Consider the following 23,758-nt stretch of genomic DNA (forward strand, 5'->3'; position numbering starts at 1 on the left):
CGAACGCCGCAGCAGTACGACTATATTTCTGATCGTATATGAGCAGGTCGCACGATTCAACTTACAATTTAATAAATGCTGGTGTAGCACAGTCGGTAGTGCAGCTCATTTGCTGAACAGACGAGCGCTGCCAGTGGCAGATGAAGCGAGTCTGTGAAGGGCAGAAATAACGAGTAATGCAAGGCGAACGCCGCAGCAGTACGACTATATTTCTGATCGTATATGAGCAGGTCGCACGATTCAACTTACAATTTAATAAATGCTGGTGTAGCACAGTCGGTAGTGCAGCTCATTCGTAATGAGCAGGTCGCAGGTTCGAATCCCGTCACCAGCTCCATAAACACAAATAACTACGTAGTCTGATAACTGCGTAGTTATTTTTTTAGTGCAGATTCAAAAAAGCCGCTCTTTCAGATAAATAACTGACAGAGCGGCTTTTTTGTTAAATATTGCAAAGGTCCGCATCTGAAATTTCCACATATTTTATGAATTATATTAATCGGTTATTTACTTTTTCACTAAACCGTGATATAATTAATATACAAGGCTGGGGTAACAGCTTTCAGATCAAGGGTCAGAAAATTACGGATCGTTGTTTCCGTAAAGTTTACAAACGGGGATGTGAAAAATATGGCATCTGTCAGGCGCAAAGATAAGCGCACTTATCTTACGAGCAAATCTACAGTTATAATACTCATAGCAGCCGCACTGTGCTTCAGTGTACTCGGCTTCTTTATATACAAAACTATCAGCGGAGGTATTCTTGACAAAAGGAAAGCCTCGGCCATGGACGTTATCGCAGTTGTTTCCGACGAGCTTAACCGGGAGTACGGCGACAAATTTGAAAAGATAACATCGGCAGGCGATCCTGAATACAGCGAGATAATGGACGTCCTTTCGAAATATGAAAAATCAAGTTCGGTAGACTACATTTATACTATGAAAATGCAGGGCGATGAACTGGTATTCGTCGTTGACGCAGACCCGTCCGAAGAGAACCGCGCTCTCTTCGGTGAAAAATATCCTATGACCGAATACATCGAGCCGGCGTTCCGCGGTGAGATCTGCTGCGACAAAAAAATATCTTCAGACAAATGGGGATCTTACATCAGCGCCTATGCTCCTGTAATGAATTCACAGGGTAAAATAGTCGGCATAGTCGGTGTCGACACCAAGACAGATAAGATATACCGTGAATTCGGTATTCTGAGGATCCAGATAATCCTTCTGGTAGCTGCATTTTTCGGCATATGTGCAGCATTCCTTTTTACCTTCTGGTCTTCATTCGCCAAAAAGGATCTGCTCACCGGGATAATGAACTACGACAGTCTGGTCGAAAAAGGCGAAAGCCTCAGACGCAAAGGCGTTCTTTCAGATTATTCAGTAGTTCAGCTCAACATTAGAAACTTCAAATTTATAAATTCAAAAATAGGCACAAGCCTCGGCGACATTCTTCTTATCCAGTACGCCGGAATAATCTCCGGACATCTTGAACCGGGTGAATACTGCGCACGTACCGGAAGCGACAACTTCATCCTTCTTGTAAAGAAAGGCCACGAGGACGATCTCATAGAAAAGCTTTCCGAGACATGGATCAATCTTAAAGCTTACGGTGTAAGCGACCTTATACAGATATCGATACGAAGCGGTATTTATGAAATCGACAGTAACGACAGCGTTCAGGACTCAATAAACTACACATCAGTCGCACTCAAGAACGCACGTCTTTCAAACAACAACTTCATAATCCGGTTTGAAAAATCAATGCTGGATTCAATGGTGGAAAACAACCGTATAATCACCGACTTCCGCCGCGCAATGAGCGAAGGCGAATTCCAGGTGTACTACCAGCCGAAAGTAAACATTTCGACCAACGAACTCTGCGGTGCGGAAGCACTTATCCGCTGGATAAAGGACGGAAGGGTGATCTCACCTGCTGAATTTGTTCCTGTCCTTGAAAACGAAGGACTTATCACAGAGATCGACTTCTTCGTGTTTGAGACCGTGTGCCAGAACATATGCGAATGGGAGATCAAGGGTATAAAACCTGTAACGATCTCATCCAATTTCTCAAAAATAAATCTTGCAAATCCTAACTTTGCCGATTCAGTTCTTGCAATTATGAGAAAATACGGTGTTGATCCTGATCTCCTCGAGGTTGAACTCACAGAATCATCAGGATACACCGACTACGAAGCGCTTATCGTCTTCGTTGAAAAGATGAATCACGCAAAAATACGTACTTCAATAGATGACTTCGGAACCGGATATTCATCACTTTCGATGCTCAAGAATATCAACGTGGACGTTGTCAAGATCGACAAGTCCTTCCTTGCAAAGACCAACTCCGACGATATTCATCAGGAAAAAATGCTTGAAAACGTCATTCAGATGATTAACGATCTGGACAGAACGGTCATCTGCGAAGGAATTGAAAAACACGGTACAGCTTGATTTTCTTAAAAAGGCTTCGTGTTCAGTTGTTCAGGGATTCCTGTTCGACAAACCTCTGACACATGATGAATTTGAACTTCGTCTGAGATCTCCGCAATACAATGTGGATGAAAACGGAAACATCACGGTGGAAAAACCGGAATACGAAGAACGCTGGGAAACAGTTGACCTCGTGGAAAAACCGAAAGATGAAACCATTATCGTCGGAAAAGCGGAAGACACAGATGACAGTGACTACTCAGAGATCGCAGAATCTGAGACAAAACCGGCACCTGAACCAGCCGGAGAGTCCGAAACGGCTGTTACAAAGCCGGAAAGGAAAACTGAGATCGATGAGTCTGCTAAAGCTGAAAGTTTTGCCATGGCAAAGGAAAAGAAAAAAGCCAACAAGCGGCAGAAAAACAAAAGCAAAAACGGCTAAACCCCTCCATTTAATAAAAGCGGCGGATATTTCTTAAAACGAAATATCCGCCGCTTATTTGTTTCCGTATGCTCACTGTGAAACGTCATGTATTTCAACATCAAGGTCAGTTACTGAAACTGCACCCTTCGTGCTGCTCCGCATAATATTCTTGAGTGTCGGAAGAACCGATATGTTTACATTTCTGCTCTTTGAAGCCACTGCCGCTTCAAAAGGAACAGTTATCTTTTCGTCCCCTATTTCAAAAGGCTTTGAAAGGCTTAAAAGTGCGATGTTTATATTATTGAGAAATTCAGTCTGACCTGCAAGGTCCTTTTTCTGCTTTCTTGCTACCAGAAACTCATCTGATCCTGTACGGTAAACATCTGCGTCCGGGAAGAAACTGTGTATGAGCTTGGCTGTAGTGATAAGGATCATGTCGCCCGCTTCCTCACCGTAGGCAATGTTCACACTGCTGAAATCCTTTATATTGAAAAGCGCAAAGTAATAGGCCTCATCTTCTGCAAGTTTAACCTTACCCTCTTCAAAATCGCTGGAAAAAGAAATACGGTTGCGTAATTCTGTAAGAAAATCATTATAAACCGCATTTGCAAGTGATTCTCTTGTTTTCTCGTGCTTTTCCACGGCGTTATCAAGGCTTATGGCAGTATCTTCACGTTTCTTGTTCAGAACGTTGAACAGAACAATGAGAATGAAACAGAAGATGCTGAAAACTATCATGTAACCGCGCATGCTGCCGGAAAGTCTGTACACGCCGGATTCCGTCGCATCGACCATAAACAGCCAGTTGAATTCACTCATGTACGAGTAAAATGACACGTACTTTTTTCCGTTTTTAGTATAGCTGAATTTGCCGCTGTGATCTTTTCCGGAAGACTTGAGCTTTGAACACAGTGAATCAAGTTCCGCCGAATCTGCCTCTGTGTTTACCTTTGATGTGTCTTCGTGGAAAATGTATTTCATGTCCGAAAGATCGAGCATAGTATAGAACGCATCGTTCATATCGCGGCTGCTTACGGACTCGAGCTGTGACGCAAGACCGTCAGTGTAAATTCCGAGACCGACAAGGCCTGACGGCTTGTTTTCTCCTGTGTAAACAGCTTTGTACATTGATACTATCTGTTTCTGTGAAGCAGGAGAGGTAATGATGCCGGTGTTGTAAACCCCGTCGCCTTTTTCAGTGAGGATCTGCTGAAGCTCCTTAAGATAGTCGCCGGTTCTTGTGGTAACGCCCGCTTTCGACCGGTCTGTATGTGCAAGGACTCTGGTGTTCCAGTCACTTACATATAACCCTTCAAGGTTTTCCACATCAGCGGAAAATTCCTCAGTATAATTCATGGCAGCTTCAGCAGCTGCTTTATCGTCTGGATTTTCAGTTACACGGCGTATTTCACCTGCGTGACTGTATGCACTCAGAATATTCTCCGCACTTTTTACATAATTTCTGATGATCCTGCTGCGTTCATCAGCTATCGTGATCATGTAGCCGTCAGAACTGCGGGCTGCACTCGAACTTATGATCTGGGTTATCCCCATCGAAAGAATAAACATAAGGACCAGCTGAAGCAGCAGAAAAAAATTGAGCGCTGAAACTGAACGCCCGGCCTTTTTTTCTGCCGCCGGACTTCGGACCTGATCTGCTCATATCTGTTTAGACTCCTCTGCATCGGTATCTTCGAATAGTGTGTTAAGCTTATTCTTAAGCAGATTATTTACTCCGCTCTGGTTCGGGCGAACAGCAGCTCTCATTGAAACAGGAGCATTGGAACGCATGTTTCCCGACATCATACCATACTGGCCTGATACATAGGACATATTTGACTGCATGGCATTCGATCTGAGATATACTGGGTTGTTACGTGACACAGGCGAACTCATGCCTGTATTCGGCATACCCTGAGGGGCCATGTAAAGAGATGCTCCCCTGTTTGATTCAGGCACAGTGGTATAAACGCTGTACCCTTTTGACATTCCCGGCATCATACGGTCCGGAACTGCTGCATAACGGCCTACATCGGTTATCGGAATGTTGCCGTTTGGTGTAACTATAAGAGCACGGGAGTTTTCCGGATTAATACCCATAATATATGAAATACATCCGTTGCACGGCAGAATAGGTATGACCGTACATGAATTGAAAACTGTAACCGCCTTTATTTTTGTGATCCCGTCAGCCTGCATTTTTTTCAGTGCGTTTATTTCTGCATGAACGTTTTCGGAAGAATCGTCCTTTACAACATATTCGTTATATGCCGTATATACATTTCCGTTTCCTGCACATATAACACAGACCGTATCTCCGGCAAGAGGATTATGCCTTTTGTCGTATCGTTTTCTTATTACGTCTATTGCTGTGTCGATCATAAATCTGTAGTTCATTGTACGCACTTCATCCTCTCCGGAAAAAATTTTTCTGATATTCCCTGAAAATTTTAATGTTATCAGCTAATTGCACATTTTCTCAGCTAATATCTTGCATAATTCTACATATATATTATATCATAGCAAAATTTTAATATCAATATGCATAACACAAAAATATCCGTTTATAATTTGTACGCAATTGCAGAAAAGCAGATAATACCGGAAATAACCGTTTCCGGATCACTTTTGAGAACGCGGCCGGCTGACACTGCGGATTTTTTTCAGAAAAAATTGATTATTCCGCCGTCATGTGCTATAATTACATAGACAGTGCACGCTTACGGCAGCAGGCCGGCAGCGGAAATAACAAACAACATTTCAAAGGAGTTTTTATCATGTCTATGTACATTACTTGTCTCGACCTTGAAGGCGTACTCGTTCCTGAGATCTGGATCGCTTTTGCTGAAGCATCAGGTATTCCGGAGCTTAAGATCACAACCCGCGAGGAGCCTGACTACGACAAGCTTATGAAATACAGGATCGGTATTCTGAAGGAACACGGTCTCGGCCTTAAGGAGATCCAGGAAACTATCGCAAAGATCGATCCGATGCCGGGCGCAAAGGAATTCCTCGACGAACTCCGTTCATTCACACAGGTCATCATCATCAGCGACACATTCTCACAGTTTGCAGGCCCGCTCATGAAGAAGCTCGGCTACCCTACTATTTTCTGCAACACTCTTGAAGTAGCAGAAAGCGGCGAGATCACAGGTTTCAAGATGAGAGTTGAAAATTCAAAGTTCACAACTGTAAAGGCTTTACAGTCCATCGGCTTTGAAACTATCGCAAGCGGCGACAGCCACAACGACCTCGGTATGATCAGAGCAAGCAAGGCAGGTTTCCTCTTCAAGAGCCCTGACAGCATCAAGGCAGAAAACCCTGATCTTCCGGCTTACGAAACATATGATGAACTCATGAATGCTATAAAGAAGGCTATGGATTAATCCTTAAACGCCAAACGTAAATCAAAACACCTCAGTAATGGTGGCGCCTGCGGCGCAATTGTGAAACGAGCTGTCTCGAAAGACAGCTCGTTTTTTCTATATTGTCAACCACCATGTCGACTAATCTCCTGCATGTATTTCGCTCCTGTAACTGTCGCAGGTATGCGGTAGGCAGGCGGAAGGTTAGAAAGCACCACCACAGCCAGCTGATTTTCAGCATCAAAAGCAAGATAACAGTTGTAGTCACCGGTGCCGCCATTGTGCCAGCAGTAGCCATTCTTTTCGTCAATCATCCATCCCATACCGATGCTGTCCATGTTTATATCCATCGACTTGTACATACCCGAAGATGCATTTATCATTTTAAGCTTCTCACGGCATCTGCCGAAATGCTCGTCATCATTCATAAGCAGCTGTGCATAGCGCATCATGTCTTCGATATCAGATGTGACCGCACCTGCCGGGATATATGCATCACCGTCAGCCCAGTCCCAGTAATTATCGAGATCACCCTTCGTTTTCGAGATGCCGGTATGACCCAAGCCGAGATCACCACTTATAAAATCGTTAAGGAGTGTGGTGTAGTCCTTTCCGTAAACACTTTCAAGCACAAGGCCGAGTGTTGCATAGCCGAAATTTGAATATTTAAAACCGTATTCTCCGTTTCCGGTGTTCAGTTTATTTAACCTGTTTAACAGCATATCCTTGCTGACACCGTAAAAATCATTGCGACCGTTAAGATGATTTGAAATCATCGGCTTTTCAAAATAATATCCCCTGAACCCGGAAGTATGGGTAAGCAGTTTCTCAATGGTCGGATAGCTGTTCGAAGGTGTAAGTTTCAGATATTTATCGACCGTATCGTTAAGATCAATAAGCCCCTCTGAACATGCCCTGTTCACAAGAGCCGCGGTCATGGTCTTGGTTAGCGACCCTACCTCATAGATGTGATTTGTGTCAGTTACCAGTTCCTCGCCGTTCTGTCCGTACACTTTGACTGTCATCTGCGATCCCTGTATCAATCCCACGGTAACGACCGCATCCGCCCTGTCCTTCGTCGTGTATTTTATGGTATCAAGTGCGGTCATTTCAGGTATTTTATCAAGTTTCGACTTCATAAAAGCAACTGCGCCTACCGCCGCTAATGCCAGTACACCAGCTGTTATGGCAACTGCCTTCTTTTTTGATTTTTTCATTCAAACCTCTCTGCTTATTAAACTGTGTTTTGTTATTTCAGAAGCATTCCCTTTAAGCTTTCAAAAAGTTCATCAGCTGTTATCATCTTAAGAACAGTCTCTTCGTCAGTGTCCTGACAGGATGTAACCGTCATGCCGCTATCAACGTCAAAGGAAACAAACCGGCATCCGGTAGAATCATCGAGAACGTCGAAGGTGTTAAGGCCTTTTGAAAGTCCGGTGCCGAGATATTTCACGTAGGCTTCCTTGGCTGTCCATATCTCTGCAAACGTTTTTTCTTTACGTGTATAGATAGCCTCATATTCATTTTCCGTAAAATGCCTGCGGGCAATGTTTTCTTTTTCACGGTCGGTGCGTTCGATATCCACTCCGACTGAACGTTTACCGCAGACAAATGCTACATATCCTCCGGCATGAGAGAAGGAAAACTGGAAGTCATCCCTTCCGTGAAGAAACGGCTTTCCGTGTTCGCCGTAGTCGAAACGGATATCTTCATTTTTCATTCCGGTATGAAGGATGATCTGAATCCTTACGGTAAGTTCCGCCAGAACGGATGTTATCCTGTCCCGCTCCGAACGCATTCTTTCCACTCTTTCACGCCGTTCCGGCGAAATATATTTTACGAATCTTCCGCAGTACGAATCAAAATCCGCCTCCGGATCCGCTTTCACCACAAGTATCTCCATCTGTCTTCTCCCTCTGCAATTGTTTTCGTTATTTTTATTATAAAGGTTTAACTGTTTTATTTCAATACTTTTCTTATATCTCAGGATCATAACGGCTGCGCCTGCGGCGCAGTTATAAAACAAGCTGCCTCAAAAAGGCAGCTCGTTTTTCTATAGCAGTCTTCGGCCGGAACGGGTGAAGACTACTTTTTCGGCATCATATACACCAGAACTCCTTTTACTATAAACAGCAGAAACATCACCGTGACCGCATAGGGCAGTCTTGCAGCTGTGAGAAACAGTACCGAAACAATGCTTAAAACAAACGAGATTACCGTCAGTGTATTCCTTCCATTTTCGATATACCTTCGGTTCATGACCAGTTTTGCCGTACCGGTGACCATCAGCAGAACGAATAAAGCAAAGCAGATACACGCCGGAGCAAATGATTTCTGTGCAAATTCAAACAGACTGACCGCTGAAAAGCTGCCGCTCACTTTTTCAGGATAAAGAGGCAGAAGCAGCGGCAGTACACACATTATATCAGCAAATCCTGCAAGCATGTCAAGCAGATCACTGATATTTTTACGGTTCTCATCCTGTGCAGCATTTATAAGCTCATCAGATGACAGCAGTTCATCTACCGAAACCGAAAAGAATTTTGAGATCTCCTTTAAGGAATCAATGTTCGGATATCCCCTGCCGGATTCCCATTTGGAAACAGCCGTCCTGGATACAAACAGCTTCGCGGCAAGTTCCTCCTGCGTAAGGCCATGCTGTTTCCTTAAGTTCTGTAGTTTTTCGCTGAAATCCATTTATTTTTCCTCCATCATGTTCACAGTACCGTGATAGATCAGATATAACCCGGCACTGAGCAGCAGCGCACCAATAATATCTGTCAGCCAGTGCACTCCGGATACTGTTCGTCCGATTACCATAAAAGCTGTAAAAACGACTGTAAATACGTACAGAGCGCATCTCAAAGCGGTATTTTTCATCCTGCGGCGAACTTCAAATGCAAGTGTCGGCATCACACTGACCACAAGAAGCGTGGTGGATGACGGATAAGAGGCTTCCATACGTCCTTCGATCAGCACCGGCCGGTAATTTAACGGTATCATCTCAAATATAAGATATCCTGCAATCACAAGTATATAGTATACGCCAAGAAGAAGGATGTCGCCGTCTACTTTAAAGAGATTTTTCCTTTTTACAAGCTGGATAAGTCCCATCACACCGAACACCATACACACTGCGATTGGAACCAGTCCAAGCCAGTCTGTTATAGTATAGATGCTCATATGCACTCCCGTCAACCTGTGAAATGCAAGATTCATCGCAGCAAATCCGATATCTGTTCCGTTCTGACCCGCAGGCCGGACATCCACGGTCTGTATAAGCATAGTCCAGATGACAAATGCCGCCATCATAATAAGTCCTGCGATAAGTAATTTCCTTCCGTCCTTTTTCATAATTCATTCTGTATCCTTTCTGTTATTGCCTTCCGGCTGATTTAAGAATAATACAGAACTGATAAACAGTAAAGAATTGCTTCGTCACATCGGTGACACGAAGCGTGTCACCGCGTAAATACGGCGTTTGCGCCCTTTAAAAGGATGCGCCTGCGGCGCAGTTATAAAACAAGCTGCCTCGAAAAAGGCAGCTTGTTTTTTTCCATAGCAGTCTTCAGCCGGCACGGGTGAAGACTGCATTTAATTCAAATAATTATCCAGATACTCCTGCGGTAATATTGCCTTGACTCTGCTGTTAGAAAAATCCTCAATATTTCGAGTAATAATGTAATCAGCATCAAATGAGAAAGCGCACTCCATCTGGAGACAGTCTTCAAAATCAATGAATTTCTCATTTTTCACAGCCAAGTACTCTCATAGATCATATTTCTCCCTAAAATAATCATCAAGAGCTTCTTCCTCATCGACTTCAAATGGAGGAATATTTTCTATAAGTTTATCAAGTCTGTTAAACGCTTCAATTGAACTGCGATTTTCCGTATCGGTTTCTGATTCATCATCCTGCTTCGGATACAGTCTTCCGAATAATGATAAAAACAGCTGCAAATCACTTTCTGTCATATGTTCTATCAATGTAAATGCCATTTCTCTTGTGCTCATAGAACCAGCTCCTTTCCATATTCATTCTGCTAATGTGTTTCTATAATTATTATACTATAATTTACAATGAAAATCTATACTGATTTTTTTCAGTCTCAGCATTGCTTTGTCACCGCAAAATCGCAAAATTTAAAAAACCGGTTTTACCGCAAAATCGCATTTTTTATAAAACTGATTATAATGCGAAATCACATTCCTGTCAATGCAAAATGGTTGAAAGGCATCCGATTTTATGGTACAATAATACAAACAATCATCGGAGGTGTTACTATGCCACTACATCAGGAAAACAGATTTACTGCCGACAAATACTTTGCCCTGACTCCTCAGTCTTCTGAACGCACAGAACTCATCGGCGGAAAAATAGTAACACAGACAGCTTCCGGAGTTATCCACCAGGATATAGCCGGCGGTATTTACGCTGAAATAAGACAGTTTATCAGAAATAAAAAAGGAAACTGCAAACCGTTCATCGCTCCGTTTGACGTTAAACTTACCGATGATACAGTTGTCCAGCCAGATGTTCTGGTTGTCTGCGATACTTCCCGCCTTGACGATAAACGCTGCTACGGCGCGCCGGATTTCATCGCCGAGATCGTTTCATCAAACCGGTTTGATGACTACAACAGAAAACTTGAACTTTACAAACTGTCCGGCGTACGCGAATACTGGGTCATCGATCCGATTGAACGTAAAACAACCGTATTCACATTTGAAGATACTGTGAATATTTCTTTCTATCCGTTTGAAACACCGGTTCCGGTAAATATCTATAAAGGTGAATTATCGATCGTTATTGCTGATCTGCTATAATTTCAGTTGCAGCATTTAAATCAGATTTCGATTTTTCAATAACAGATAAATGCCGCAGGCGTGCTATATAAAAGGTTGCGCCAAAGGCGCAATTCAATATATAAGTCTTATAACACTTTTGAGCGTTTCTTTATTCACAGCTCATACCGTATACTACACATACGCTGACAATTTTCAAAATGATTTTGCGGATTCAGTAGATTTACGATTACAGATATGGTATAATATTAACAAGAAAAAATCAAATCTGAAAGGACGTGAGCCATATGTATGCAGCAGTATCTGGATATTACGACGGTAACCATATAGTAATGAACGAAGCCATGGATCTTTCTGTTGGTCAGGAAGTGATTATAACCATTCTTGATACGAAAAAAAGCAGAAAGAAAAATATAGACCTGAACAAATATGCCGGTCGTGGCAGAAAAATGTTTGACGGCAATGCTGACGAATTTATAAAGGAGCTCAGAGACAGTGACCGGTTATAAAAAGATATTTCTCGACACTACTCCAATAATCTATTACCTTGATCAGGATCCGAACTTTGGAATGATTACGCAGAATCTTTTATCTGATTTTCTTGACGGCGGTTCTGATTTCGTAACATCATCAATAACATTCACTGAATATCTCACATATCCATACAGAACAAATAATACTGATAAAATAGATGCCTTTCTGGAATTCATTAATGACTGTGAAATACCTGTTCATAAAATTGATATCATTACAGCTCAAAAAGCTGCCAGAATACGTGCAGAATACAAACACTTTAAAACAATTGACTGTCTTCAGATTGCTTCAGCATGTATAACTGAATGCGATTTATTCCTTACAAACGATAAACAGCTTAAACAATTCAAAGAACTTCCATGTCTGACAGTTGAAGATTTAACGACCTTGTAAAACAAGCTGCCTTTTCGAGGCAGCTTGTTTTTTCTATAGCAGTCTTCGGCCGGAACGGGTGAAGACTACTTTTTCGGCATCATATTCACCAGAACGCCTTTTACTATAAAAAGCAGAAACATCACCGTGACCGCATAGGGCAGTCTTGCTGCTGTGAGAAACAGTACCGAAACAATGCTTAAAACAAACGAGTAACTGACCGGAACTTCCCTGTAATAAAAAAATCGTAATCATAACTTGTATGCGGCTGATTTTTATGATAAAATAGATAATGTACGTAAAAAAACAGTACAGGAGAGTTATAATGAAGTTTAAATTTGACATAATGAAGTCAGAAGAATATATACGCAATATCATCTGCGGACTGATGGCAGTAATACTCGGTTTTCTGTTTGTCGAAAGCTTTATGCATACAATGGTGCTGACAAACACTCAGGAAATGTTTGAAGGGATAAGCTATCACCACGACAATTTTATTTTCAACGCCGTTTACATGGCAGCTGCGCTTCTCATATTACATCTGCTGCTTCCGAAGATGGAAAAGGCGCCGGTACATCTGTACACAGCACTGCTGATGATCACAACTCTCATCGCCGGAACAGCCTGGGTAATATCGTCACAGGCCGGGCAGCAGGCGGACCAGTACATGGTATCCCACGCAGCATGGCAGGCAGCGCACGACGATCTTTCATTCATGGAAGACCGGTACTTCAGCAACTATTCGTTTCAGCTGGGCATGGTACTCTTCTACGAGATACAGCTCAGACTTTTTGCGGCCAACAGTGACACCTTGATATGTATACAGATAATCAACGTCATTTATCTCGCTGCTGCATATCTCGCACTCATTCTGATCATGGGAAAGCTTTTCGGGAGCAAAAGGATTCAGATAACTGCAGCAGTTACTATGATGTTCTCGGTACAGCCTCTTCTTTACACCACATTCGTATACGCTGTAATTCCTGGCATTGCAAATGTTCTTTTTTCTCTCCTTTTTGAAATAAAATACTTTGAAACCAAAAGCAAAAAGAAATACATCTATGCGGCACTGTCTGTGTTTTTCATGGTTTTTGCTGTCATGATCAAAACAAACAACTACATTGCTCTCATAGCACTGGCCGGCACTGCCCTTGTGAAATTCATCACAAGACGCAAATGGACCGATCTGGTTTATATCATCATCATGGTCGTATTCTCGCTCAGCATAGTTTCCTGCGCTTCTTCATATTATGAAAACAGAAGCGGAAAAAAGCTTGAACCTTCCGTACCGATGATCGGATACGTTGCAATGGGACTCGATGATCCGAAGGGTGTTCTCGGATGCAACGCTAAGGGATGGTACAGCAGCCACTACACAACATCGAACTACGCCTCCCATGATTACGACATTGAAGCCACAAAGGAATTCGCAATGGAAGGAATAAAGGATTCCGTGCACAAATTTATGACCGACTACAGCTACGCCAATGATTTCTTCTACGAGAAAAACACATCGCAGTGGAATGAGCCAAGCTTTGCTTCGCTGTGGATCAATCTGGTTGTAGGCAGATACGGCGGAAAAGAAGCCGGAAAGCTCTGTGACAAGGTACTTAACACAAACGGCGGCGACAGTCATTCGGGCCTTCTGGAATACATGAACGTATGCCATCTTTTCGTTTTCGCCGGAGCTTTTGCCGGTGTGTTCGTATGCTTCAGGAAAAAGGACCTTCTGTGTTCAGCACTGATCCTTATTGTCCTGGGAGCATTTCTCTACCACATGATATTTGAAGGCAAGTCACAGTACATCATGCCTTATTACATAATACTCACAGGTTTCTCTGCCGCAGGCATCGATCTCATATTACAGAAAATTCCGGTAAAGAAAAGCTGATGGAAAGATACATGAAAAGAGCCGTGAAACTTGCAGAACTTGCAGGTTCCACGGGTGAGATACCAGTCGGTGCGGTAGTCGTAAAGCGTGATACCGGCGAGATCATAGCAGAAGGATACAACCGCCGCGAGTCAGATAAAAACGCTCTTGCCCACGCAGAGCTCATTGCAATAAACGAAGCCTGTAAAAAACTCGGTGGCTGGCGGCTTATCGGATGCGATCTTTACGTGACACTTGAACCATGTCCGATGTGCTGCGGAGCAATAATAAACTCCCGTGTTGAACGTGTTATCTACGGTGCGGATGACAGCAAAGCGGGTTCGGTCTTCTCGGTACAGCAGATGTTTGAAATGCCGTACAATCACAAACCGGAGATAATACGCGGAGTACTGGCAGAAGAATGCGGAGAGCTTTTAAGCAGTTTTTTCAGAAGAATAAGAAAAATACAGAAATATATAGGAGCAGAAATGGTAAACTTTGAAAATGAATGGGACGAACTCCTGAAGGACGAGTTTCAGAAAGAATACTATCAGGATCTCAGAAAATTCTTAATAAATGAATACAAGACACAGACCATCTATCCGAATATGTACGACATTTTCAATGCGATGAAATACACATCGTACGAAGACGTAAAAGTTGTGATACTCGGACAGGATCCGTATCATGAGCCGAACCAGGCACACGGACTTTCATTTTCCGTAAAAAAAGGCGTTGAGCCGCCTCCGTCACTGAAAAACATCTTTAAGGAAATAAACGACGAACTCGGCATCGACAACAGCGGAAAACACGGCGAGCTGACAAACTGGGCAAAGTCGGGCGTGCTTCTGCTGAACACCGTGCTCACGGTACGCCGCGGAATGGCTAACAGTCACAAGGACAAGGGCTGGGAGCATTTCACCGACAGGGTTATCTCGCTTCTCAACGAACGTGAAAAGCCGGTCGTTTTCCTTCTCTGGGGAAACAACGCAAAAGCGAAGAGAAAACTTATTACAGGCAGACAGCATCTTGTACTTGCCTCGGCTCATCCGAGTCCGCTCTCCGCATACCACGGTTTTTTTGGCTGCGGCCACTTTGCGGAAACGAACAGATTTCTTGAAGCAAACGGAATGGAACCAGTCAACTGGTCGATAGACTGACGAAAGGCATCTGAAAATGAACAGAACACTTGCTGCAATGACAGCATTTTCACTGATCAGTCTGACAACTGCCTGCAGTACGCAGAATACCGGCAGAACTGACAATTCGACGGTCACTGAAACAGTAACATCAGCTGAGCAGGTCACTGAAAACCAGACTGAAGCTTATGAAAGTCTGACGCTGCCGGTGACAAGTCCGGTGTTTACCGCCGCGGCCGGTACAGGAACTGCTTCTTCCGTGACCTTTGTTTTTGAACCTACAAAGGAAAACATGGTAAAACCGGATGATGAAGATGACGAATCCGCCGAACTCAGTATGCTCGAAAACGCCGGAGATCCCGACTACAGCGCAGATGCTGCTATCCCCTACGTAGCGTGGACTGAGATCAACCTTGATAAATATATGTACGCTGTTTCAGTATGTACCGGATATTCCGCTGCACTTGAAGATGCCGGAAAAGCAATGATCTATGATCCGGGATATGAATTTCATATTATAGCAAGGACAAGCACCGGTTACTACCGTACAGATGAGGACCTGTACATACCGTGCAGATATCTGGACAACTATCCGCCTGACGGATATGATCCGGAAAATGCCGGAAGCTACGCTCCTGCCGAAAGGCCGGATGTAACAGAAGCACCGGCTGAAACAGACACAGACGACGGAGGTGAACAATGATCTACACCGAATCAAATGACAGCGATCTTTTTGAGAGATTTGAGACAGGCGAAGTACCGGACGAAAAGGATCCTTTCTGCAACCAGACAGAAAACAGAGATTTCAGCGAATCCTATTCACACGTCATACCGTCATTTTTCTTCAGAAACGAAAAGTGCAGAAAAAAGCCTTCCTCATACGAAAAAAGAAAGCTCAGGTATTTTTACAACATAACCGGCATACTTTTGATTTCAAAGCTTTTCATCGAAATAGCGTCACTTCTTCTCTTCAGCATTATTATGGCTCTTCTGGCCTATTTTCTTTCACCGGGACTTAATTTTTTCTATTCAGCGCTTTCAGATGAAACTATAAAATATGCATTCAGGATCATTGTAGTGATAATTTCATCCGGGTCAGTGTTCCTGGCGGGATGCCGTTTTTCTGAACTTAAACCCGCACATCTTCTGAAAGGCTGCCGGACAGTACGAACAAGTGACATAATTCTCTGCTTCATGACGGGAATGTTTGTCGCTGCCCTTTCGAATATAATCACCTTATCGTACCCGTTCCAGTCAGGTACATATATGCCTTCAGCGCTGTATATTGATCGCGATCCGATACTGGTTGCAGCAGCTGCACTGTGTAACTGCGTTGTTGTGCCTCTGGCTGACGGACTGATTTTCCGCGGTATCGCACTCAAAAATCTGTCAAGGGCATCGCAGCGTTTCGGAATAATAACATCGTCAATGCTTTGTGCATTTGCCACATGCAGTCTTCCTGCAATGCTGCCTGCATTTCTCATGTCACTGCTTCTGTGCAGCACTACAGTAAAATACAACTCGGTAATACCGTCAGTACTCATACACATGGCTGTAAATATAAGCAGCATGCTCATTTCAGTCTACAGTGTTTTCGCCTGGGATCAGGGAGAGCTTCTTGTCAGGGTATGGACGATAATAACTCTGGTACTCGGTGGCATATTCACTTTTATCAGAATGATAAAGGAACCGCTTCCGAAAAACAAACCGGAACAGCGCAGACGTTCACTTCCGATACTTCTGACATCCGTATTTGTCATTCTGCTGTTCCCGCTTTACGCACTTACATCACTGGCTAAGCTTCTGTACTTTATGTACATGTAAGCGGCCGCAGGAAAAAGAGGTCACTAATTGAAAAGAAAAAGAAATTCAAATGTCAAAAGAAGAGTAAGGACTGACAGAATATTTTTCGTTGGTTTCCTTATTATATTCATGGTCTGTTTTCTTCCTTTCGCACTGAAGAAAAAACCGGCATTAAACGAAACTGAAAAGGCCGATCCGGCAGCAGTACAGACCGATGCACCTTTCACAGTTGCCGACAAACCGGGAATACGTCTCCGCTATTCCCGCACACCGCTTCAGGGCATCGATTACACTGTAATACGTTCAGACGCAGCTGTGCTTTACGACATGACATCCGGCGAAGTTCTTTTCAGCAAGAATCCGCAGAAGCATCTTTATCCGGCAAGTATGACCAAGGTGCTCACCGCCTGTGTAGCACTCAGATATCTTGAACCTTCAGATGAACTTACAGTCGGATCTGAACTTGATATGCTGCAGCCTGAATCCAGTCTTGCATATCTTGTAAAGGACACAAAGATAACACTTGAAGATGCACTTTACGGACTGCTTCTTCCTTCGGGAAATGACGCAGCCTACACAATAGCTGTAAACACGGCAAGAAAAGTCTCAAACAATCCGAACATGCCGAACATAGATGCGGTAAAATATTTCGCCGCTCTTATGAACGATGAGGCACTCGATGCCGGAGCGGAAAATTCGCATTTTGTTGTTCCGGACGGATACTACGATCCGGACCACTACACAACTCCGGAAGATATGCTGAAGATCGCAATAAGATCAGCAAAATATCCGCTCATCGCTGAGATAGGTGCACATGCGGAATATGAAGCTGCCACCTCCACAGGTCAGAGCTACAGCTGGGAAAACGGAAATGCGCTTGTAAACCCTGAAGACGAGTTTTTCCTTCCGTTTGTAAACGGACTGAAAACAGGATTTTTTGACGAAGCCGGCTACTGCATGGTTGCCACAGCATCTGAGAACGACCATGATCTTATATCCGTAATAATGAAAGCTCCGTCAGCTGAAGTACGATACAATGATGTTTCAAAACTTTTCTGGTCAGTGATCGACCCGGGACACAGCTTAAAACCGGAAGTAACAGCAGAACCTGAAGTTACCGAAGCGGTACAGTAATACAAAAACAGAAAGGCATCACGCTGATCTTTGTGGTCAGCGTGATGCCTTTGTTTGTTTTATCAGGAAAATGCTGATTCATTCATAAATCAGTGCGTGGATCCGGGACGAAGCTCCGCAAATCCCACCTCCGGAAATCAGTGTTTCCTTAGATGATCAGAGCTTTTCGATTTTCTTTGAAAGGTACTGTCTGAGTTTTGCAAGGTCAGCGAGATCAACATCTGCGTCGCCGTCAACATCAAGCGCCTTTTCCTGTATATCGGTAAGTTTCCTGCCGTCAACGAGTGCAATTGCAAGTACGGAAATATCTGAAATATCAACAGTTCCGCTTCCGTTTCCGTCGCCGATTACAAATTCTTCCGCATTATCAGCCGGCGCTGCTGCATTATCTTCCTGCACTGTCGTATCTGCTTCCGCTGCAAGCGCCTTTTCCACTGTCACTTCTGAAGTTTTCTCTTCTTCGAGCGCTTCAAACTTAATATCACGATCCAAAGCATATTTTTCCGCAGTCGATCCCCTGTGAGCACGGATAACCATTGACCGAGGGCATAAATAAAACGCTGAATCCACTATATCGACGTTGTCGCTTAATATTGTAACAGTCTTAAGTCCACAGCTGTCAAAAGCAAATTCACCTATTTTCTCAGTTTTTTCAGGTATAACAATGCTTTCGAGTGATAAACAGCCTAAAAACGCAAATTCTTCAATGGTCTTCAGCTCTGCCGGAAGCTTTACTTCTTTAAGTTTTTCACAGTGCTCCAGCATGCCGCAATGAATAACAGTCATTTTATCCGGCAGATCAACAGATGTAAGTGCTGTACTGCTCAGTTCAGCGTTAGGGCGCATATTATTAAAGCCTTCAAAACCTTCAAAGCTTTCCGGAAACGAAATAGACTCCAGTGACTCAAAATTACATCCAAAACCATGTCCGACCGTTGTAATGCCTTCTTCTATAACAACATTCTTTACATCTGCCACCCATTCGCTGTTAAAAATCACATCATAAACATCACCAGTACCAGTTATAGTATAAGTGCCTGTATCCTCGTCATACGACCAGTATGCTGAATCACCGCATATACCCGAAGTTTCAGTACATTCCACGCCATCCACTACAAATCTGAGGCAGGCATTTCTGTAAGCATAGCTGCGTCCGTTAGCCCCGTCAGCAATTATCTTCAGATATTCATTATCCTCCGTCCAGTCAAATACATCTTCACCGTATGTGTCGATGGTTTCCGGAAGGCTGATCTTTCTGAGTTTAAGACAGTTTCTGAAAGCCTGCTTCCCGATAATGACCGTACCATACGGAATAGCTATCGATTCAAGTGAACAGCAGCCCTTGAAAGCTTCACTTTCAATAACCTTAAGATCATCAGGAAAAGTCACATTACGCAGTTCGTTACAGTTTCTGAATGCTCCGTTCTGGATCACGGTAATTTTTGACGGCAGATCTATCTCTTCAAGTGAAATACAGTTACGGAACGAACCGCGTCCAAGCTCCTTCACACTTTCCGGAATCACCACAGACTTAAGTGATGTGAATTTTTCAAATGCACCGTCTGCTATGGATTCAACACCGTCTCCGATCACAATTTTTTCGACTTCTGCAGCCCATTTATGTGCTTTGTAAAACGGCTTTGCATTTTCGTCTCCGTTCTCACTCATCATCTTACCGTTTCCGCTTACAGTGAGAGTTTTGCTTTCCGGGTCATACTCCCATTTTACATCTTTTCCGAAACTGCCTGTATAATCTGATTTTTCTGCCTCTTCCGCACTGCTCTGAGAAGCTGCGGTAAGATCGGCAGTTTCTTCAGCAAATGCAGTAACAGTTGTTCCGGCGGCCATTACAAGTGCAGCCGCTGTCGCGAAAATTCTTCTTAATTCTGCGTTTTTCATCTTTGTACCTCTTTTCATTTTACCATATATATTTCATCTTCCCGTGGAACACTGAACATATGATCTTCACGGCCACGTCCGCTTAAGGAAACGCTGATTTATTCATAAATCAGCGCGGGGTCCGGGGCGAAGCCCCGCAAATACCACCTCCGGAAATCCGGCGAAGCCGGATTTCCGATTTAATCAGTGTATCCTTAAGTTCAGTCTTCGATCTGTTCGTATTCAAGACCATTCTGCAAAGCATATTCACGTGTGTCTTCATAGCCTTTTATAACCAGCATACTGTTGTCCTCCTGAGGGTCAAAAACAAGACTTCCGAAACTTACCGAATGTCCGTAAATAACCGCTTCTCTGAGCATCAGGCAGTTCTGAAAAGCATTGTCTTCTATCTTTGCGGTACTTTCCGGTATAACTACAGTTTTCAGTGAGCAGCATCCCTTAAACGTTTCGCTCCTGATTGCATCAATACCCTCAGGTATATTTACCGACTTAAGAGAGTTACAGTTCATGAATGCACCCGTTTCTATCTCAGTTACACCTGACGGAATGATGACATTTTCAAGAGAAACACAGTTTCTGAATGAATCACTTCCGATCTTTTTCAGACTGTCCGGAAGCGAGACTGTCTTTAAAGAAACAAATTTACAGAATGTATCTGCACCTATGGATTCCACTCCTTCAGAGACCACCACATGTTCCGCATCACTGACCCAGCTAAACCGTTTCCCGTCAGTGAATATCTCATCATCTTCCGGTTCCATAAAACCGGATCCGCTTATGGTAAGAGTCCTGTTTCCGGAATCGTAATTCCAGTTCATATTTTTTCCGTATGCTCCGGAATACTGATCACTGTTTTCTGATCTGCTTTCATGTGATTCTGTTACGATATATGTTTCTTTTGGTTCATCCGGTTTTTCAGTCATCGGCTCAGTATTCTGACGTTCGTCGGCTGATATTCCATTATTCTCTTCGTTTTTCCTGATTCCCTCGTCACGAGACTCAGTAACATCTGTACTGATACTGGTTCCTGGCGTTCCTTCGACTGGAATACAGACCGTATTTTCCGTGATCACTGTCGTTTCAGAAACTCTGACCGGAGTAACAGAAGTACCTGAAGTTTCTTCCGCCATCAAACTGTCAGCAACTGTAATGCTTGTTATCACCGGTGTGAAATTGCCGTCTTCGCTTCTTTCAGGAAGATTGGCTGTAATGAGTAACAGGACCGCAGCGGCATATCCGGCACAGATAAAAAATATTCTGTTTTTATTTTTCCCTCCGCTTTTCTTTTCCGGATCAGCTTCAGCTATGTACTTTTCAGATATGTCTCCGAAACTTTTCAGGATCACATCGCTTTGTTTTGTATTATCACTCATCTTCTTACTCCTGTCAGAATAGTCCGCGTTTTTTCAAGAATTCTTTCAGTTCTGTTCTGGTCCTGCAAAGCATGGTCCTGAGAGCTGCCCCGGAAATATCGTTCCGCCCCGCAATATCATCCAGCGATTCGAGATAGAAATATCTCTGCACGAAACAGATCCTTTTTTTCTTATCAAGGGTTCCGAGAAAATCATCGAGAGCTTTCATAATTTCCTTTCGCTCTATCTCCGACACCACGTTGTCCCTGCCTTCAAGACATTCTTCAAGTTCTTCAAGTGAAAGGGCGACCTCAGAGGCGCATCTTTTGGAAGCTTTTCTTTTTTCATAGATATTGAGTGCAGTATTTCTGGTGATCCTCGCAACAAACGCCTTCAGTATCTTCGGAACCTGCGGCGGTATTGAATTCCACACTTTGAGATAACTGTCATTCATACATTCCTCAGTATCTCCCCTGTCTCCGAGAATGTTGTCCGATATCTTTCTTAAATACGTACCGTACTTGTTATCAGTCTCTCTGATCGCATTCTCAGATCTTTCATTATACAGGGATATTATCTCTTTGTCTTCCATAATGCTCTCCAGATCAAAATATTTTACCGGTGAAATATCCTTTCATCTTCAATGACAGAAAAAAACGAATATTGTTACAGGATTTTCTGAATTTTTTTTATTTTTCTTTTTTCGTTCGAAATACGCATTCAGCTTTATTCAATTATATTGTATTCAAATTCACAGTGCAAGTCAATAATTTATACGGATGAAAAAAGCTGCCTTCGGCAGCTGTTCGATAGTATCATGCATCTCGATGCATGATACATTTTTTGATGGATTGCATAATTTTCTCAGAAAATTTGGCTTGACAGCATTATATTACTGTGTTATAATATTTTCAAATAAAAGCTGTGACGAAGACGGAACCTGCGATGAATTTTTCAGAGAGCCGGTGGTGGTGCGATACCGGTAAAGGACTGCAGAGCTTCTCATCCCTTCCGAGCCGGAAACCCCAAAGGTTCACACCCAGTAGGCGTTTCACGTGTATGCTGCGTCAGTGCATAGAAGTTGTCAGACTTCGAAGAGGTGGCGGATCATCGAATCCGCAATTTGAGTGGTACCGCGAGTATTAAGAACAAATACCCGTCTCAAAGCTAATACGTGCTTTGAGGCGGTTTTATTTTTGCCTCAGAGCTTCACACAACTGCTGCATGCGGTCTGTACTGTACTGACATACAGAACAGACATGCCGTGCCGCAAACATCTGGAAGTAATGAAAGGCGGAATAATCATGCTTACACTCGACAAGGTATTCGACGCACAGACAGTGCTCAAAAACATCATCAGGGAAACAAATCTGGTAAGAGCTCACGGTATTGCACCGAAATGCGAGCTTTATCTTAAACCGGAAAACCTTCAGTTCACAGGATCGTTCAAGATCCGCGGAGCTGCATACAAGATCGCGATGCTCTCACCTGAAGAAAAAAAGAACGGCGTAATCGCGTGCTCGGCCGGAAACCATGCGCAGGGCGTTGCTCTTGCGGCAACTAAAAACGGAATAAAGTCACTCATCTGCCTGCCGGACACTGCACCTATATCTAAAATAGAAGCGACAAAAGGATTCGGTGCGGAAGTGTGCCTTGTGGAGGGATGCTACGACGACGCATACCGCAGAGCACTTGAACTCCGTGACGAAAAGGGATATACATTCGTCCATCCTTTTGACGATGAAAATGTTATCGCCGGACAGGGAACTATCGCTCTGGAGATACTTAATGATATCGACAATATCGATGCCATCGTCGTTCCGGTCGGAGGCGGCGGACTTATTTCCGGTATAGCCTACACAGTCAAACAGATAAGACCATCTGTTAAGGTGTACGGCGTACAGGTGACCGGTGCCCCGAGCATGTTCAATTCCGTAAAAAACGGTCAGATCGAATGCCTGTCATCCGTTTCAACTATCGCCGACGGCATTGCTGTAAAGCAGCCGGGTGAAAACACGTATTCCCTCGTAAGCGAATATGTTGACGAACTGGTTCTCGTAAGCGACGACGAAGTCGCCAGTGCCATCCTCGCACTCATCGAAAAGCAGAAAATGGTGGCAGAAGGCGCCGGTGCTGCCGCAGTTGCAGCAGTAATGTCCGGAAAACTCGACGTTGACGGCAAGCGTGTTGTGGCAGTAGTATCCGGCGGAAACATCGACGTTACGAGTCTTTCAAGAGTTATCGACCGCGGCCTTCTCAACTCGGGACGTTCAACAAGTCTGCTTATCGAGCTTATCGACAAACCGGGCCAGCTTAAGGAGATCTCACGTATAATCGCCGACTGCGGCGGCAACGTTACCGGCGTTCACTACGAAAAAGGTGCAACTGAAAGCGTCAACGGATGCTACCTGCGTATCAACATGGAAACAAGGGATTTCGACCACGTTGAACTTATCACACGTTCCCTCCGCGAGGCTGATTTCAAGCTTGTCTGATCTTTCGGTTGGCAATTTCGGAATGAATGCCTGATACATTTTTTAAGGCAGCGAAAACAGAAAGCATCTGCAGAGTATGCGCACATATACTCATACTCTGCAGATGCTTTTTTTGCACTCATGGGGAGTTCC

Annotated in this window: 22 protein-coding genes, 1 tRNA gene and 1 pseudogene; 14 read left to right on the top strand and 10 right to left on the bottom strand. The window is 43.7% G+C overall.

Annotated elements, in window-relative coordinates; all coding sequences use genetic code 11:
- The first annotated feature begins 261 nt into the window (after nucleotides 1-261).
- From CC97_RS11055 to CC97_RS11065, 3 genes are all read left to right on the top strand, one after another.
- Nucleotides 262-337 (top strand) — tRNA-Thr (locus tag CC97_RS11055).
- Nucleotides 338-630: 293 nt separating this feature from the next.
- The gene (locus CC97_RS11060; RefSeq protein WP_044975015.1) at nucleotides 631-2,454 is read left to right on the top strand and encodes an EAL domain-containing protein; all 1,824 of its coding nucleotides are present in this window, start codon (nucleotides 631-633) and stop codon (nucleotides 2,452-2,454) included.
- A complete protein-coding gene (locus CC97_RS11065; protein ID WP_044975016.1) occupies nucleotides 2,432-2,875 on the top strand; it encodes a hypothetical protein in 444 nt (147 codons plus the stop codon). The genes CC97_RS11060 and CC97_RS11065 overlap by 23 nt, the downstream gene beginning before the upstream one ends.
- A gap of 72 nt (nucleotides 2,876-2,947) precedes the next feature.
- Here CC97_RS11065 and CC97_RS11070 read toward each other — a convergent pair whose 3' ends face one another.
- Both CC97_RS11070 and CC97_RS11075 read right to left on the bottom strand, forming a co-directional pair.
- The gene (locus CC97_RS11070) at nucleotides 2,948-4,426 is read right to left on the bottom strand and encodes a diguanylate cyclase (protein ID WP_081850088.1); all 1,479 of its coding nucleotides are present in this window, start codon (nucleotides 4,424-4,426) and stop codon (nucleotides 2,948-2,950) included.
- 90 nt (nucleotides 4,427-4,516) lie between these two features.
- A complete protein-coding gene (locus CC97_RS11075; RefSeq protein ID WP_156036887.1) occupies nucleotides 4,517-5,254 on the bottom strand; it encodes a hypothetical protein in 738 nt (245 codons plus the stop codon).
- Nucleotides 5,255-5,640: 386 nt separating this feature from the next.
- Here CC97_RS11075 and thrH point away from each other — a divergent pair, with 386 nt between their 5' ends.
- Entirely contained in the window at nucleotides 5,641-6,243 is a 603-nt protein-coding gene (gene thrH / locus CC97_RS11080) for a bifunctional phosphoserine phosphatase/homoserine phosphotransferase ThrH (protein WP_044976988.1), read from the top strand.
- Between the two features lie 104 nt (nucleotides 6,244-6,347).
- Here thrH and CC97_RS11085 read toward each other — a convergent pair whose 3' ends face one another.
- From CC97_RS11085 to CC97_RS11110, 5 genes are all read right to left on the bottom strand, one after another.
- Nucleotides 6,348-7,439 (bottom strand): serine hydrolase domain-containing protein, encoded by a 1,092-nt coding sequence (locus tag CC97_RS11085; RefSeq protein WP_044975019.1) that lies wholly within the window; start codon nucleotides 7,437-7,439, stop codon nucleotides 6,348-6,350.
- Between the two features lie 32 nt (nucleotides 7,440-7,471).
- On the bottom strand, nucleotides 7,472-8,125 hold the full coding sequence (locus CC97_RS11090; protein WP_197021860.1) for a 4'-phosphopantetheinyl transferase superfamily protein: 654 nt from the start codon (nucleotides 8,123-8,125) through the stop codon (nucleotides 7,472-7,474).
- 182 nt (nucleotides 8,126-8,307) lie between these two features.
- Nucleotides 8,308-8,919, bottom strand: a complete 612-nt coding sequence (locus CC97_RS11095) for a helix-turn-helix transcriptional regulator (protein WP_044975021.1) — start codon at nucleotides 8,917-8,919, stop codon at nucleotides 8,308-8,310.
- A complete protein-coding gene (locus CC97_RS11100) occupies nucleotides 8,920-9,576 on the bottom strand; it encodes a phosphatase PAP2 family protein (protein WP_044975022.1) in 657 nt (218 codons plus the stop codon). It abuts the gene before it with no gap.
- A 414-nt stretch (nucleotides 9,577-9,990) separates the two neighbouring features.
- The gene (locus CC97_RS11110) at nucleotides 9,991-10,236 is read right to left on the bottom strand and encodes a hypothetical protein (RefSeq protein WP_044975023.1); all 246 of its coding nucleotides are present in this window, start codon (nucleotides 10,234-10,236) and stop codon (nucleotides 9,991-9,993) included.
- A 270-nt stretch (nucleotides 10,237-10,506) separates the two neighbouring features.
- Between CC97_RS11110 and CC97_RS11115 the strand changes: the two genes are divergently transcribed.
- The 9 genes and pseudogenes from CC97_RS11115 to CC97_RS11150 all read left to right on the top strand — a co-directional run bounded on the left by CC97_RS11115 (nucleotide 10,507) and on the right by CC97_RS11150 (nucleotide 17,880).
- Complete coding sequence (locus CC97_RS11115; RefSeq protein ID WP_044975024.1) at nucleotides 10,507-11,049, top strand: Uma2 family endonuclease; 543 nt, start codon at nucleotides 10,507-10,509, stop codon at nucleotides 11,047-11,049.
- Between the two features lie 266 nt (nucleotides 11,050-11,315).
- Nucleotides 11,316-11,537 carry a hypothetical protein gene (locus CC97_RS11120; protein ID WP_044975025.1) on the top strand — a complete coding sequence of 74 codons (222 nt, stop codon included), beginning with the start codon at nucleotides 11,316-11,318 and terminating at the stop codon, nucleotides 11,535-11,537.
- The gene (locus CC97_RS11125; protein ID WP_044975026.1) at nucleotides 11,524-11,955 is read left to right on the top strand and encodes a type II toxin-antitoxin system VapC family toxin; all 432 of its coding nucleotides are present in this window, start codon (nucleotides 11,524-11,526) and stop codon (nucleotides 11,953-11,955) included. The genes CC97_RS11120 and CC97_RS11125 overlap by 14 nt, the downstream gene beginning before the upstream one ends.
- 304 nt (nucleotides 11,956-12,259) lie before the next feature.
- The gene (locus tag CC97_RS11130) at nucleotides 12,260-13,825 is read left to right on the top strand and encodes a hypothetical protein (protein WP_044975027.1); all 1,566 of its coding nucleotides are present in this window, start codon (nucleotides 12,260-12,262) and stop codon (nucleotides 13,823-13,825) included.
- 11 nt (nucleotides 13,826-13,836) lie between these two features.
- Nucleotides 13,837-14,268, top strand: a pseudogene (locus CC97_RS21045) (nucleoside deaminase); the annotation flags it as partial.
- A gap of 24 nt (nucleotides 14,269-14,292) precedes the next feature.
- Nucleotides 14,293-14,964: a uracil-DNA glycosylase gene (locus CC97_RS21050; RefSeq protein WP_044976990.1), complete on the top strand. Its 672-nt coding sequence runs from the start codon at nucleotides 14,293-14,295 to the stop codon at nucleotides 14,962-14,964.
- A gap of 16 nt (nucleotides 14,965-14,980) precedes the next feature.
- Complete coding sequence (locus tag CC97_RS11140; RefSeq protein WP_044975028.1) at nucleotides 14,981-15,646, top strand: hypothetical protein; 666 nt, start codon at nucleotides 14,981-14,983, stop codon at nucleotides 15,644-15,646.
- On the top strand, nucleotides 15,643-16,767 hold the full coding sequence (locus tag CC97_RS11145; protein WP_044975029.1) for a CPBP family intramembrane glutamic endopeptidase: 1,125 nt from the start codon (nucleotides 15,643-15,645) through the stop codon (nucleotides 16,765-16,767). Before CC97_RS11140 ends, CC97_RS11145 begins: the two co-directional genes overlap by 4 nt.
- A 27-nt stretch (nucleotides 16,768-16,794) precedes the next feature.
- Nucleotides 16,795-17,880 carry a D-alanyl-D-alanine carboxypeptidase gene (locus CC97_RS11150; RefSeq protein ID WP_049962853.1) on the top strand — a complete coding sequence of 362 codons (1,086 nt, stop codon included), beginning with the start codon at nucleotides 16,795-16,797 and terminating at the stop codon, nucleotides 17,878-17,880.
- Nucleotides 17,881-18,036: 156 nt separating this feature from the next.
- On the opposite strand, the gene CC97_RS11155 is transcribed toward CC97_RS11150, so the two are convergent.
- The 3 genes from CC97_RS11155 to CC97_RS11165 all read right to left on the bottom strand — a co-directional run bounded on the left by CC97_RS11155 (nucleotide 18,037) and on the right by CC97_RS11165 (nucleotide 21,723).
- A complete protein-coding gene (locus CC97_RS11155; protein WP_044975030.1) occupies nucleotides 18,037-19,779 on the bottom strand; it encodes a leucine-rich repeat protein in 1,743 nt (580 codons plus the stop codon).
- Between the two features lie 200 nt (nucleotides 19,780-19,979).
- On the bottom strand, nucleotides 19,980-21,152 hold the full coding sequence (locus CC97_RS11160; RefSeq protein WP_044975031.1) for a leucine-rich repeat domain-containing protein: 1,173 nt from the start codon (nucleotides 21,150-21,152) through the stop codon (nucleotides 19,980-19,982).
- Between the two features lie 13 nt (nucleotides 21,153-21,165).
- A complete protein-coding gene (locus tag CC97_RS11165; protein ID WP_044975032.1) occupies nucleotides 21,166-21,723 on the bottom strand; it encodes a sigma-70 family RNA polymerase sigma factor in 558 nt (185 codons plus the stop codon).
- A gap of 712 nt (nucleotides 21,724-22,435) precedes the next feature.
- Between CC97_RS11165 and ilvA the strand changes: the two genes are divergently transcribed.
- Nucleotides 22,436-23,626: a threonine ammonia-lyase gene (gene ilvA / locus CC97_RS11170; RefSeq protein WP_044976992.1), complete on the top strand. Its 1,191-nt coding sequence runs from the start codon at nucleotides 22,436-22,438 to the stop codon at nucleotides 23,624-23,626.
- Nucleotides 23,627-23,758: the final 132 nt, after the last annotated feature.

Source organism: Ruminococcus sp. HUN007, assembly GCF_000712055.1.
Classification (GTDB): domain Bacteria; phylum Bacillota; class Clostridia; order Oscillospirales; family Ruminococcaceae; genus HUN007.